Annotated in this window: 9 protein-coding genes and 3 pseudogenes; 4 read left to right on the top strand and 8 right to left on the bottom strand. The window is 42.5% G+C overall.

The features are described from left to right. Positions 1-243: 243 nt before the first annotated feature. The 6 genes and pseudogenes from tnpB to AB4209_RS12535 form a co-directional block, all read right to left on the bottom strand. Positions 244-612: an IS66 family insertion sequence element accessory protein TnpB gene (gene tnpB / locus AB4209_RS12560; protein ID WP_372056084.1), complete on the bottom strand. Its 369-nt coding sequence runs from the start codon at positions 610-612 to the stop codon at positions 244-246. Further along, on the bottom strand, positions 612-920 hold the full coding sequence (gene tnpA / locus AB4209_RS12555; RefSeq protein ID WP_372056082.1) for an IS66 family insertion sequence element accessory protein TnpA: 309 nt from the start codon (positions 918-920) through the stop codon (positions 612-614). Before tnpA ends, tnpB begins: the two co-directional genes overlap by 1 nt. Before the next feature lie 80 nt (positions 921-1000). Further along, a pseudogene (locus AB4209_RS12550) lies at positions 1001-1128 on the bottom strand (IS3 family transposase); the annotation flags it as partial. A gap of 354 nt (positions 1129-1482) precedes the next feature. After that, entirely contained in the window at positions 1483-2490 is a 1008-nt protein-coding gene (locus AB4209_RS12545) for an Ldh family oxidoreductase (RefSeq protein WP_065677807.1), read from the bottom strand. Between the two features lie 11 nt (positions 2491-2501). Further along, positions 2502-3518, bottom strand: coding sequence for a zinc-binding alcohol dehydrogenase family protein (locus tag AB4209_RS12540; RefSeq protein ID WP_372056080.1), 1017 nt, complete (start codon positions 3516-3518; stop codon positions 2502-2504). Between the two features lie 10 nt (positions 3519-3528). Beyond that, on the bottom strand, positions 3529-4995 hold the full coding sequence (locus AB4209_RS12535; protein WP_372056078.1) for a mannitol dehydrogenase family protein: 1467 nt from the start codon (positions 4993-4995) through the stop codon (positions 3529-3531). A 369-nt stretch (positions 4996-5364) separates the two neighbouring features. Here AB4209_RS12535 and AB4209_RS12530 point away from each other — a divergent pair, with 369 nt between their 5' ends. From AB4209_RS12530 to AB4209_RS12515, 4 genes are all read left to right on the top strand, one after another. Beyond that, complete coding sequence (locus AB4209_RS12530; RefSeq protein WP_372056076.1) at positions 5365-6312, top strand: sugar kinase; 948 nt, start codon at positions 5365-5367, stop codon at positions 6310-6312. Between the two features lie 16 nt (positions 6313-6328). After that, a complete protein-coding gene (locus AB4209_RS12525; protein ID WP_372056074.1) occupies positions 6329-6955 on the top strand; it encodes a bifunctional 4-hydroxy-2-oxoglutarate aldolase/2-dehydro-3-deoxy-phosphogluconate aldolase in 627 nt (208 codons plus the stop codon). Between the two features lie 25 nt (positions 6956-6980). Next, entirely contained in the window at positions 6981-8069 is a 1089-nt protein-coding gene (locus tag AB4209_RS12520; RefSeq protein ID WP_372056072.1) for a 3,6-anhydro-alpha-L-galactonate cycloisomerase, read from the top strand. A gap of 702 nt (positions 8070-8771) precedes the next feature. Continuing rightward, complete coding sequence (locus AB4209_RS12515; RefSeq protein ID WP_372056070.1) at positions 8772-10964, top strand: glycoside hydrolase family 3 C-terminal domain-containing protein; 2193 nt, start codon at positions 8772-8774, stop codon at positions 10962-10964. A gap of 326 nt (positions 10965-11290) precedes the next feature. Here AB4209_RS12515 and AB4209_RS12510 read toward each other — a convergent pair. Both AB4209_RS12510 and AB4209_RS12505 read right to left on the bottom strand, forming a co-directional pair. Next, a pseudogene (locus tag AB4209_RS12510) lies at positions 11291-12690 on the bottom strand (IS3 family transposase). 442 nt (positions 12691-13132) lie between these two features. Beyond that, positions 13133-13575, bottom strand: a pseudogene (locus tag AB4209_RS12505) (IS5 family transposase); the annotation flags it as partial. Between the last annotated feature and the right edge of the window lie 377 nt (positions 13576-13952).

Genomic DNA, 13952 nt, shown 5'->3' with positions numbered 1-13952 from the left:
GTCTTTTATTCATCCGTTAGGTAAATCGCTAGATAGTGGCTTGCGGCCACGAGGTTTAGAAGAGTTGTTCTTGCTCTGGTCTTGTTTTGTTTTGTTTTGTTTTTTCTTTTCATGTTGCTCAACTTTCGGATTAGTACAGAGCTCGACTTCAGCTAAATGGTCAACGGAAGAAGTCACAGTAAAATTGCCTTAAATGCCTTATGGGAACAGGGGTTATTGTACCAAAAACAGGCGATTAAGTCGCTAAGACAATGACTCGTATTCCAACTTTTTATGCCTTTGCATCAAGGAGATATCGTAGCCATCAAGCAGCCAATTTATCTGATGACCAGTGAGGGTGACTAGCTCATCGGTACGCTTTGGCCATTTGAATTTCTCTTCGGCAAGCGACTTGTAGTAAAGCACGAAGCCGTTGTCCTCCCAAAACAGACACTTGATTTTGTTGCGCCGTTTATTGGTGAAGACGTACCGTTCACCGCTAAAGGGGTTGTGGCCGAGTTCTAGCTCAACGAGTGCGCTCAAGCCTCGATGCGACTTGCGAAAATCAATTGGATCACGGTAGAGGTAGACTTTCGGCAATGTCAGAGCACGTCTTAGCGTGGGCTGACACATTAGCTCATACACTCTATCAGTTTTGCGGCGACATGAGCGTTGCCCTCATCAATCCCCTCAACTTGCGCACCTCTTGGTAACGTTACTGTCAGCAATGAATGGACATGCTCGGTGACGGTTTCAACTTGTGCAAGGGCGAACTTGGAGGTGACAGATGTGATCACTGAGTTTGTACGATTGAATTTGCGCTTCCAATAACTGAACTGAGATTGGTCTAGATCGTGGGTTCGGCAGTATTGCGCTTGCGAGAAATTAGTGGTTTGCCATGCCTCGACATGACGGTGCCAAGTTTGCTGTAGAGATGACATATAAGCCTCAATGAGTAATGACTGTTGTCATTATCGGGGCTTGGGTTTAAATGGGAATGGTGTCGAGAATTAAGCGCTTACCCACAGATCTGAGATTCATGTAACGAGGCTGTCTTGCAGCTGTAGCGACTCCCACTTTCTCTGCCAGCTTCAAGGTTTCGGCTTTATATTCAGGAGAATGGATAATACGTTTCTTCTTGCTTGTCATGGTTCACCTCATTAGTGATTGTACTCACTTAACTCAGTGTCCAAAACTGCTGGTACGGATCATACCAATGAACGCCATCAAGGAGATAGAGCGACCAAATTACAGAAAAGTCAGTGTAATAAGTGATGCGGTATGGTGGGACTTTGCTATTTGAAAGTCTTCTCAGAATGAAGAAACGAAAATCTGATTCAGCATGTAAACGATCGTTTGTGTATGCTTTCTGTTTGGCGACTAAACCATATCACTTGCTAACGTTTTTGTTTTTAGTTCCCGATAATAGGCTATGTGAACAAAAAAACCGCCTATGCGACTATCAAATCAAAGGCGGTTTTTATCTAGGTATAATGGAACCGTTTAGCTTGTTAAGTACGCATACACTCCTTTCGCTATCGGGATTCCCTCAACTTCACACTTGGCTTTGTAAGCAACTTGTGGGTCGTTAGGCGCGAGTACTTTTTCTGTACCTGGTACTGGTGCGACAGCTCTCAGCTCAGACACCATCGCCGCCATAGTCACTGCGAACAATGCATTACCTAGCTTCTCAGGGTTAATCACAATCACCAAGCTAGCCAGTTTACGCATCTTGTCGTAATCACCGTACATGCGTACGACATGATTGCTGAAGTTTGCTCCCATCAATGCTCCAGTCAAAGCATCAATTGCCAATGCGATACCAGACCCTTTGTGACCACCAAACGTCAACAGGTTTTCAACTTTATGAGGGTCTGTTGTCACATTGCCTTCGACATCGATTGCTAGGCCTTCGCCTATTGATTGGTTGGTCTCTTTTGCGTGCAATAGTTTGCCAAAAGCGGTTGCACTGGTTGCCATGTCTAAGATCATTGGCGTGCCACCCTCAACAGGGAAACCAAACGCTATTGGGTTAGTGCCCAAAAATCGTTCTGCTCCACCGTGAGGCGCTACACAAGTATCAGTTTGAGTCATGCCAATCGCAATCATACCTTGACTGGTCGCTTGCTCCATGAAGTAAGACAACGCGCCACAATGAGAGGTATTCTTAACACTGACAAAACCTAATCCAGTCTCTTTGGCAAGTTCAATACCATGATTGGTTGCCGCGATAAGACCTGAATGCCCCATACCATCATCGGAGTCTAAAATGGCTACCGAAGGAGACACTTGTTCAATAGTAAACTTCGCGTTTGCGTTAAGACCACCAGCAGCAAGTCTATTGCAATAGTGTTCAACTCGCATCACACCATGTGAGTGCACGCCTGTGATGTCGGCATGAACTAACACATCCGTCACTTCATTTGCCGTTTTTTCATCAAGTCCTGCTGCAAGGAGTTTGCCAAGCGCGAGAGATTTAAGCTCTTCTGATTTAACGTTGATTGTAGACATGTTACTTCCCTTTAAAAATTGATTACGCCTTTGACTAGCTCTTTATTCTCGACAACATCTTGCTTGTAGTTATTGCCGAAGGTGTGGAAGTCATAGTCTTTATTTTTCATGATATCTTGGTTAATAGCGCCTGAAGCCATCAACTCAATAACGCGTTCAAAATCCACTCGAGTTGCGTTGCGACTGCTCAACAGTGTTGTTTCTTTTTTATGGAATGTTGGATCATCTAGAACTAAGTCACCGATATAAAGGCCGATAAATACAATTTTTCCGCCATGGCGAATCAAATCTACACTGCGTGACATAGAACCTTTATTACCGGTTGCATCCATTAACACACACGCTAACTCACCGCCAAAAGCTGCTTTCAAGTTTTGAACGTAATCGTCCTCAAGCGGGTTGAGAGATTGAACGCCTAACTTGGTAACCACTTGGTCGCGTCGGCCAGCATCAACATCAACCACAACGACATTAGCACCTTCCGCTTTTGCAATTGCCGCAGCGGCAAGGCCAATCGGACCAGCACCCACTACAACGACATTGTTGCGAGCGTTAATCTCAGCACGACGTACAGCGTGAGCACTGATAGCGAAGCACTCAACCAGAGCGCCCTCTGAGCTGCTAACATTCTCAGGGAGTTCAACTAAGTTATCTTCGTAAACCGCTAAATATTCTGAAAAGCCACCATCACGATGAACACCATATAGCGATACATTTTCACAACAGTTTGTTTTACCTTCATTACATGCAGAACACGTTCCACAAGGTACGCAAGGGATTACAGAATAGCGCTTACCCCGCGTTACCGACTGACAAGCTTGACCTACTTTTTCCGCTGTACCACAGATCTCATGTCCAAGTACTCTTGGGTAGGAAAAAAATGGCTGTCTGCCCGCGTACGCGTGAATGTCAGTACCACAAATACCTACAGAGTTAATCTTAATAAGTACTTCATTATCTAAGATCGACGGAATATCACGTTCGATATATTCGATGCTATTTGGTTCATGGCAAATAAGTGTTTTCATGGGTGTTTCCTTAATTCTTGGCAATAGAATCAATGACAGCATTGATTCCTTTAGATTCAATAGACATAAATGCTTCAATCACTTTTTTGTGAAACTCTGGGTTCTCGGATTTGTGTGAACCAAAGATTTTTTCGATTGATAGCAGTGCATTCGCTTTCTCCACTGACGGAGCGTCACTCAAGGCAATTTCTTTATAGATAGCCTCAAGTGGATCAAAAATCGTGTCACCATTGGTCGCTTGGCTTAGGGTGTAATGCATCCATCCAGCAATAGCAATCGGAAGACACACACTTTCAATACCTCGACGCTGTAGTGTCATAAATGGATCAATAGAGCGCTGTGGCAATTTTTGAGAACCATCCATCGCGATTTGACCTGTTTTGTGTTTAATATTGGTATTACTAAATCGCTGAATCAGAAGGTTTGCGTAGGTCTCAAGATTGACCTCAAGCCCTTCTTGTAACGATTTAGCTTGCTCTTGCGTCATTAGACGAAGCGTTGCTGTTTTCAACGCCTCATCTTGCATACATTGGTAAATAAACTCATGCCCTGCCAAGCTGCCGTTGTAGGCGAGAAATGAATGGCTGCCGTTTAGCATTCGAAGTTTCATCTCTTCATAAGGCAGAACATCACCGACAAACATAGCCCCCGCTACATCCCAGTCAGGACGACCAGCAACAAAATTGTCTTCAACCACCCATTGTCTGAAATCCTCACACACAATCCCACAAGGGTCTCGATAACCAGTTTCCTGCTCTATGACATCAAATTGATCTTCCGTCATCGCAGGTACAATTCGATCAACCATCGTGCTAGGGAACGTCACATGCTCTTCGATCCAATAGGCAAACACTGGATCCAATGCTTTGGCAAACGATACAACCGCGTCTTTTGTCAGCAAACCATTCTCCGGAATATTGTCACATGACAGGACACTAAACGGTGTTAAACCCAGCTCTCGACGCTGACGTAATGCTTCGGTAATACAACCAATTGCAGATTTTGGTAACTGTGGATTGGCTAAGTCATGCAGAATCAATTCGTTACTTAAATCCAAGCGACCAGATTGAGGGTCAGTGCAGTAGCCTTTTTCCGTAATCGTCAAAGACACGATTTTGACCTGTTCTTCAGTCATTTTTGCTATTGCACGTTCAATGCCATCAACCGGAGTGTGAATCGACTCCGAAACCGTTCTGATCAATCGGGTATGGGTATCGTTTGCAGACTTCTCAACAACCGTAAACTGTTCATTTTGTTGTTGTAGATTGCGAATAAGGTCTTCTGGACCAAATAGGTTAACTTCACAAATACCCCACAACTTACCTGTTGCTTGGTTTGTAAGATCGTTATAAACCGCCTGATGACCTCGATGGAATGCACCAAAACCAAGGTGCACAATATCCGTTTGTAGTTCTGCTCTGTCATAATTTGTTTGAGACGAGTATTTGGCGTCCAAAATTCTGTTTGCTGATATCATATTCCAAGCCCGATTGATTGACCATTATATTAAGAATCGGCTACTTTCTGCCGTGTTGAACCAATTATAGACACAAACACAAAACCAATACAAGGCACTGGACAACCAATTTAAATAACAATAAGTGATGAAGTTAACAATTTTAAGTGAGTAATTCACCAGAACAAACCAACAATGCCTTACCAATAAAGGGTAAAACACAATGTTTATACAAATAGCAAAACTGTGATCTTAGGCTTTAAAACATCGGATCAATTGGTTGACCACGAGCAGCTCCACCTTTAACATGGAAACAAGTTCAACCAATTTTAGTGGATACAGGTGTTTTACCTTGTATCTTTAATCTAAAACCAAATTACGAGTATTAAAATGAAAGATATCAGTCCAAAATATCCAGAAATCTTAAGCTTTGGTGAACCAATGTTTGAGTTTAGCCAGCTAAGAGACACGAATAGCGGTGAAGGTGATTTTTTAAGTGGTTTTGGTGGTGATGCTTCTAATTTCGCAATTGCGGCCGCCAGACAAGGCGCAAAAGTTGGAATGTTGACTCACCTGGGTGATGATGAGTTTGGTAAGCGTTTTTTAGATTTGTGGGAGCAAGAGCAAGTTTGTTCAAGCCAAGTGTTCTCTAATGCAGAGGCTCATACTGGCGTCTACTTCATTACCCATGATCAAAAGGGACATCATTTTTCTTTTATGAGAAAAAACTCAGCAGCATCGCTTATTACCCCTGCTCGCTTGCCAGTTAATGCCATCTGCCATGCTAAGTTGTTACATACTACCGCCATTACACAAGCGATCAGTGCGTCGAGTTGTGATGCGGTATTCAGTGCTATCGATATCGCGAATAGCAATAATACGTTAGTTTCTTTTGATACTAACTTGCGCCTTAAACTATGGTCGCTAAAACGAGCGAAAGCCATTATTGAAGAAACTATTTCAAACGTCGACATCTGCTTTCCAAGTGTTGATGAGGCTCAACTGCTTACAGGACTAGAGCAACCTGATGATATTATCGATCACTACCTCAAGCTTGGCGCTAAAGTGGTGGTACTTAAGCAAGGTGGTGATGGTGCCACAGTTGCAAATGAACATACTCGCCATCACATCAAGCCGCATCAAGTCACGCCCGTAGATGCGACTGCAGCTGGCGACTCCTTTGCAGGCTCATTTTGTACTCATTATGTCAATGGGTTGAGTTTAGAAGACTGTTTAGCCCACGCGAATGCGACCGCCTCTATCACCATTACGGGTTACGGCGCTGTTGCTCCACTGCCAACACTTACTCAAGTGAAATCTCGTATGGTCGGCAACTAATCGTTAAGGAATTATAATGTCACTATTAAATAAACAGTTAGCTCAGTATAAAGTCATTCCCGTTATCGCTATTGACCGCGCAGAAGATATTTTGCCATTGGGCGAACAGCTGGTCGAAAATGGATTACCTGTTGCGGAAATCACTTTCCGTTCAGACGCCGCAGAAGAAGCGGTCAGACTGCTTCGCAAGGCTTATCCTGACATGTTGATTGGTGCCGGCACCATCTTGAACGAAAATCAAGTGATTGCCGCCAAAAAAGCAGGGGCTGATTTTATCGTTTCACCGGGGTTCAACCCCAATACAGTCAATGCGTGCTTAAGACATGACATTGATATCATTCCTGGTGTGAATAATCCATCCCAGGTAGAACAAGCGATAGAACTAAACGTTACTACGTTGAAGTTCTTCCCTGCCGAAGCCTCCGGTGGGTTGAATATGCTTAAATCTTTACTCGGCCCCTACCAACAAATTAAAGTAATGCCAACGGGTGGCATTACTCCTAATAATGTTCACGATTACTTAGCATTACCGGCTGTACTTGCTTGCGGTGGTACTTGGATGGTTGATAAAAAACTGGTTAACGATGGTAACTGGGCTGAAATTGGCCGATTGGTTCGTGAAATTGTTAAATCTGTCGCTTAAGCGAAAAAATGAGATAGAGAACAGTATGAATACAGCAATTAAAAATATTGAAACGAAGTTGTTCAAGATCCCTCTAGCAGAGATTCTCTCTGATGCTAAACATGGCGATCATGACCACTTTGAATTAATTACCACAACCGTGACGCTCGAAGATGGCAGTCAAGGGACAGGTTACACATACACTGGCGGTAAAGGTGGCTTTTCTATCAAAGCCATGTTGGAACATGATATTCAACCCGCAATACTAGGTAAAGATGCGGCAAATATTGATGAAATCTACGACTTTATGGAATGGCATATTCACTATGTTGGTCGTGGTGGTATTGCCAGTTTTGCTATGTCGTGTGTGGATATTGCGCTTTGGGATTTAAAGGGGAAGCGTGAAAACCTACCACTTTGGAAAATGGCAGGTGGCAAAAATAATACTTGCCAAGCTTATTGTGGCGGTATCGATCTTCAATTTCCATTAGAGAAGCTGCTAAGCAACATTAAAGGCTATCTTGAAAATGGCTTCAATGCCGTCAAGATAAAAATCGGTCGTGAGAACATGCAAGAAGATATCGACCGTATCAAAGCCGTACGTGAATTCATCGGACCTGACGTGACATTCATGATCGACGCCAATTACTCATTGTCCGTTGAACAGGCTATCACTCTATCTAAAGCGGTTGAGCAATATAACATCACATGGTTTGAAGAACCGACCATTCCTGATAACTATCTAGGTTATGCCGAAATTGCTGATAACACATCCATTCCACTGGCCATGGGTGAAAATCTTCATACCATCCATGAGTTCGGTTATGCGATGGAACAGGCTAAACTTGGTTTTGTACAACCGGATGCGTCTAACTGTGGCGGTATCACAGGATGGCTTCAAGCCGCTCACTTAGCCACAAAACACGGGGTCCCTGTGTGTACTCATGGTATGCAAGAGCTTCATGTTAGCTTGGTTTCTGCCTTCAATACTGGATGGTTAGAAGTACACAGCTTCCCTATTGATGAATACACTAAACGCCCACTCGTGGTTGACAACCACCGCGCTGTTGCTCCTGATACTCCCGGTATTGGCGTCGAATTCGATTGGGAAAAGTTCGCGCAATATCAAGTCTAATCGTTAGTGATTTTAATTTACTTTTTCCTGCTTAATGACCTTTTGTCTTTTTCATGATAATACCATGAAAAAGACAAAATCAATATTTTGATCAAAACGGCTTCTCTCTAACGGCGGCAGAGATACAAACACCCGATCTAGTCGTTGCCTGTCACTTTATCTTTGTGTGACAAAAGTGAAATAAAAGCCAAACCACAATATGTGGTACACACAACTAACAAACTAAAACCGTCTCTTCGTCATCTGCACCTCTAAAAAACATAAAGACCAATCAATAGACCGAGGATACTTATCCGAACATTAATTACTCACTTTAAACGGGTTTGTAAGCAGTTACTATTTTGGCCACCTTATTAATTTACCAATTCAAACATTTGGTGATGCGAATAATGAATGGCTCTAGGTGCTTAATCATAAAATAAAGCGTTATGTCAACTGACACGAATTCTGCAACATGCTAACTTTTTAAAGTAAACCCACAAAAAGCATTCCAATAACAACTCTCAATTGGGAACAAGCAAAAAAGTGCAGTGTTGCTCTTCTTATACCAACTACATTTCCCCAGATAACGACCAAGCTCACAATAATTATTTACAGCAAAGCGATTGTAAAAATATCAATATACGTTGACATATAATTACTATAGTTTAACCAATAACGACACGTAGTTAACCAAAATAAGTTATTATTAGGAAGGAATTAATGAATATCTTAAAAAAATCAATCGCTTTTATCGGCATGGGAACAGCTTGTGTTTCAGCTCAGGAAATTGACCTGTCTTTTCAGAATCATAGACTGCCAATTGACCAACGAACTGAAATTTTAGTATCACAAATGACACTAGAGGAGAAGGTCAGCCAGTTACTTAACGATGCTCCCGCTATTCAGCGGCTTGAGGTCCCGTCATACAATTGGTGGAATGAGGCGCTACACGGAGTAGCTCGAAATGGTAAAGCCACAATCTTTCCTCAAGCCATTGGTTTAGCAGCTACTTTTGATTCCAATTTGGCAAAAGAAGTCGCTAGTGCCATATCTACCGAAGCCAGAGCCAAGTTCTCGATTTCTCAATCTATGGGTAACCATAGCCAATATGCGGGATTAACTTTCTGGACGCCCAATGTAAATATCTTCAGAGATCCACGTTGGGGGCGCGGACAAGAGACTTATGGTGAAGACCCATTCTTAACCTCACAAATCGGCATCGCTTTTGTACAAGGCTTGCAAGGTGACAATCCCAATTACCTAAAGTCTGCTGCAACAGCAAAACATTACGCAGTACACTCGGGACCAGAAGCCTCTCGACATCATTTTAACGCAATACCAAGTCAACAAGACCTTTATGAAACCTACTTACCAGCTTTTGAAGCCCTAGTTAAAGATGCCAATGTTGAAACGGTGATGGCCGCTTACAACGCCGTTTTTGATGTGCCAGCCAACGCCAGTCACTTCCTGATCCAAGACATATTACGAGGTCAATGGGGGTTTGACGGCCATGTTGTCTCAGATTGTGGTGCGATCCACGGCATATTCGAAAAACTCAAGTACAAAAAAAACGCTGCTGAAGCATCTGCAGTCGCCTTAAAAGCTGGGGTTGAACTAAACTGTGGTTACAGCTATCACCACCTCACAGAGGCGGTTGAACAAGGTTTAGTCACTGAAGAGCTTATAACCCAACGTGCAGAGCAACTATTTAAGACACGCTTTAAACTAGGCATGTTCGATGCTGATCAAAGCAATAACCCATACAACCAAATTCCTCCATCGGTGATCAACAGCAAAGAACACCGAGAACTGGCACGTAAAGTTGCACAAAAGTCCATCGTTCTCTTGAAAAACGACAACAATGTTCTGCCACTATCAAAAGACATTAAAATACCGTATGTTACCGGTCCTTTTGCCAATTCAGCCGATATGCTTATGGGCAACTACTACGGTATTAGCCCTAATTTAGTCACGATATTAGGCGGGATCTCAGAAGCCGTTTCACTTGGCACCTCCCTCAACTATCGTAGTGGTGCATTACCTTTTAATGATAACTTAAACCCGAAAAACTGGGCGCCAAATGTTGCAGCTAGTGCTGATGTCACCATCGCCGTAGTAGGCTTAAGTGCGGATTTTGAAGGAGAAGAGGTCGATGCTATCGCTTCTGCAAATATTGGCGATAAAAAAGACCTAAAGCTTCCACAAAACCAGATTAATTATCTTCATCAAATCATAGAGAAAAAGAAAGGTCCGCTAATTTTAGTCGTCGCCAGTGGTAGCCCAGTTTCTCTTGAAGGTATCGAAGAGCACGCCGATGCTATTCTTCAAATCTGGTACCCTGGTGAACAAGGCGGCACCGCTGTAGCCGATGTGCTATTTGGTGATGTATCTCCATCGGGCCACCTACCAATCACTTTCCCGAAAAACGTAGCTCAGCTTCCGGATTACGAAGACTATGCGATGCAGGGGCGAACTTATAAATACATGACCAAAGAGCCAATGTTCCCATTTGGTTTTGGTTTAACGTACTCTGAAACCGACTTCAAACAATTAACCCTTAACGCTAACGAGCTAAGTCAAAACGATTCACTACAGGTGCAAATTGAAGTAGAAAATATTGGTAGCTACGATATTGAAGAAGTTGTTCAACTTTACATTAGCCCTGAAAAAGTAACAGATAATCTACCTCAAACTAGTTTAAAAGGTTTCCAGCGGATCGCTCTGAAACAAGGAGAGAAAAAAATGGTGACCTTTACTATCGCCCCTGAACAACTAAAAGTGATTAACTCGAACGGCGAGAGAGTCTGGAGGACAGGGGGCTATCAAGTTTTGGTCGGTAACTCATCCCCTAGCCCCGTCAGTGAACGCCTTGGCGCAGCGACACCGAAAACGAAGACGATTAAACTAATCTAACCTTTTAGCTCCATTCCAAAAACTAGCGTTGTCCAAAGGTTCTATAACAATAGGGCCTTTGGAGTTTCTTATTCTTTAATAATTAGCGGCAATTACGATACCTATCAACTCCCCTTAAGCATATGAGGAAATAACACGTAATCAGCTTAATTCAAAATGGATCGTCCTAAAACCGTTTTAATATAACTCATTATATTAAAAATAAAATGTTACAAATGCCTTTGCCGGATACGTTATATCGGCATTTTTCAAGCTAGCAGTCACGACTTGACTAATTATCAAGCAACTTCTTTTTCTAGGTTCAGGTGAACTTTTCTGATTGGTTCTCAGTTGCGTATTTTTCCTAACCATCGCGCTGGTTTTGCTTGGCGAGGTGCCATCAACACCTTTGCTCTTTTCCTTAAAATCTCAGCATCCTTTCCACTATGTCACTCTGAAGGTGTCACGTATTTCAGGCGACTATGTTTATGCTCTGTGTTGCACCAGATTACAAAGTTTCTACGCAAGAACGGTTTTGTTCAACGCTTTCAAACCCCTTTGGTAGCCAAATCGGGGCATATTTCAACGTTCGGAACAGTGACTCTACATACGGATTGTCGTCGCTCACTCGAGGACGACTGTAAAATGACGTAATACCAAGCTCCTCCATTTTTGCTTTGAACGTCAACGATTTCTTTGGCGCACCATTATCTGAGTGCAGCACCAATGCTGATCGAGCATTGTTCCCGCATCAGCGGGCGCTGAAGCAGTTGAGATGCCATCTCTCCACACTCTCGGTCATAGGCGTCATACCCGACAACTTTTCGACTATATATGTATTCAATTAGTTAAAGATAATAATGTTGCCCAAGAACACTCGAAGGTAGATACGTAATATCCCAAGTAAATACCTGATTTGGACCCGTCACTGTGTAGCCTGTTGGTTTCGATGGTTTTTTGGGCTACGTTGACGGCCTCTACGGTTAAGCTGTCCTGCCTCTTTTAACACAAAAACTGGCTTCAGACGCAATATACTGGCCTTTATCCAGCAGTATTGGCACTATTTGGATTGGCGGTAAACTGGCATACTCGGGCGCATTACTAATATCAATAATATCTTACAATTCGTGCTCAGATAGCTTTTTGACAGGCTTGAGTCTTATCGACGTTAGTCGCTCATCAGCTTGTACCTTACCGCGCTGATACCAGCGGCGGTAAGTCCGTAATTCTATCTCAGCTTCGTTGCACGCACGTTTCAAGCGACAGCTGCTATGACATGCTTCATGGATGAGCACAACGATATTTTGCCTTTCTTCGGTTGAGGTTAGTAGTCCTCAAACTCTTCCTCACAAAAGGTCCTCAGCTTTTTTCTTAGTACCAACAAGGCTGCCGTTTCCGCTAATGCTTTCTCTTTAAAGCGAAACTCGTTTTTTAATTCTTTGATTTCATGCTTATCGGCTTTAGCTTGTTTCTTTGCCTCGGCTTCACGACAGTACTGGCTTAACTCGTTTTCTTTCATAGAAAACGTCGCAGCAACAATGGCTAACTTAGTTTTCATAGACCAATGCTCTGAAGGGGTATGACTGTTTGCTACAACAGCTCCTGATTCTCGAAGTTGTTTACGCCAATAATACAGTGTTGCATCACTGATGCCTTCTTCTGTTGCTACTTCGGTCAAAGAGCGAGAGTGCGGGGGCAACAACTTTTTCAATACTACTTCTTTTCTTTCTTGTGAGTAACGAGACATATTTCCTCAGTTACTGCCCCGCTAATTGATTAATTTTTAACAGTGACAACTAGCCAGGCACAGGGGGATACAAAGCGCCTGAGAAATCATTACGCCGACCAACCTACGGAATCAAGCATCTACAATGAGCTCGGGTATAATATAACCGACTAATTTTCATATATATTTACACTAATATCCTCATTCATTCACAAAATCTTGCCTTTATACTGTAATTCAATCGCCTGCTCACAAAACTCAGCGATATAGATATCAACCAAAGTAAATATTGATCAATCTATATGCACAGGTTGTTTACCTTAAGGGATGTTTCTTATGAGCTTTGGTGTTTCAAGACGTAATATTTTAAAAGTAGCTGGCGCTAGTTTGGTAGTCGGAGGCCTTTATGGAAATAGTAGCAGCTTTGTATCCACTAGGGCGTATTGATCTTTGGAGGCTACCTTTAAGCATACATTGGTAACCACATCATTAGGAATGCCAGTGACAGCATACTGACATAGTTTCTTGATAGTTTATCGTAACGACTTGATATTGAACGATAGTGTTTGATTCATGCGAATGCATTCTCTACTAAATGACGATACTTATATAGGCAGCAATCCATCGCGTCTCTATCAATATCTTGCCCATAATTTCGTTTAGCTATCACTGTATCACCGCCTTTATCTGTTACGTACTGTCTTAATGCAGCGCTGTCATAACCTTTATCTGCAATAAACATGTTCACTTCTTTAAGGTGGTCGACAATACTTTCAGCGTGAGTGATATCATGTCGCTGTCCTTCAGAAAGCTCGAAATAAACGGGTAGACCACCACTATAACAACCAAGTGAATTTTAGTTATATTTCCTCCACGGCTTTTACCAATACACTCTGTATCAGATGTTGTAATCACTGGTAGAAATTACGCCACAACAGAAAACGACACCTAAAGGTAGTGTTCAAAAATCACACAGCTGCATTTCAATTTTCAGACTGTACTTGTTGGTAATTTGTTGCTGACAACAATTTGCTAACTCATGCAATTGCCCTGATAAGCAAGGCTAGCATCGAATACGGTAAAATATTTGTAACCGCCGCACCAACATCCGAGGCAATAAAACAGCTAAACGAGCTTTCCTTTTGCTATCCATTTATTGAGACCTAAAAACTTGGCGAATTTGTTAACATATACCACAATTATTCATTCTACCAATCCTTGTGCGCACAATATTTTTGGTCAAACTCTTCGGCTAAATAATTATATACCCGTTCAACTTGAAG

This window comes from Vibrio sp. 10N.286.48.C11 (genome assembly GCF_041469805.1).
In the GTDB taxonomy this organism is placed as follows: domain Bacteria; phylum Pseudomonadota; class Gammaproteobacteria; order Enterobacterales; family Vibrionaceae; genus Vibrio; species Vibrio crassostreae_C.
Note: the sequence above shows the minus strand (reverse complement) of the source record. Positions and strands in the feature narration are given on the sequence as shown.